Source organism: Paenibacillus sp. P4_E11, from assembly GCF_056401635.1.
The window spans coordinates 1-595 of record NZ_JBFUIX010000695.1 but is presented as its reverse complement, the minus strand read 5'-3'; the positions used below and the strand labels follow the sequence as shown (position 1 = coordinate 595).

Below are 595 nucleotides of genomic sequence, written 5' to 3'. Positions count from 1 at the left end.
GTATCAACCCCATTACATTTTGAGCCATTAGCTCAGTTGGTAGAGCACCTGACTTTTAATCAGGGTGTCGTAGGTTCGAGTCCTACATGGCTCACCAGATTTATTCGCGCGTATGGCGGAATTGGCAGACGCACTAGACTTAGGATCTAGCGGGCGACCGTGGGGGTTCAAGTCCCTCTACGCGCATCAAAAACGAGATAAACTCTTTAGATAAATCTAAAGAGTTTATCTTTTTTTACATATAAGAATTTATAAGTTTTTGGGGTAGAGGGGAAGACTGAAGGCTGCTTCCTTAATTTCTTGCCTTGAAGGATGCAGTAAAGCTCGAATGAGTTGACTCAATGGGGTTCAGTCGCAATTGCTACTATGTAGAATGCGATTGTTGTTGTGCATCTCGTTTGAAAGAATCCTGCAAAAATACATGATTTTTGATCCGTTTGCATCCGAAAGCTCAATATTGTTTCGAAAGTGCAGCATTTTAGCTGCGGTTCGGGCGAAATCGAGATTTTGTCGATAAAATCCTGCACATTTGCAGGATTTATTAAATTTGAATGGGGATGGGGAGAAAATCCTGMACTTTTGCAGCATTCCGGAA

Annotated in this window: 2 tRNA genes; both read left to right on the top strand. The window is 42.1% G+C overall.

The features are described 5' to 3' along the window. Positions 1-21 precede the first annotated feature (21 nt). Positions 22-97 (top strand) — tRNA-Lys (locus tag AC1DWB_RS36980). Between the two features lie 9 nt (positions 98-106). After that, positions 107-186 (top strand) — tRNA-Leu (locus AC1DWB_RS36975). The last annotated feature ends 409 nt before the right edge of the window (positions 187-595 follow it).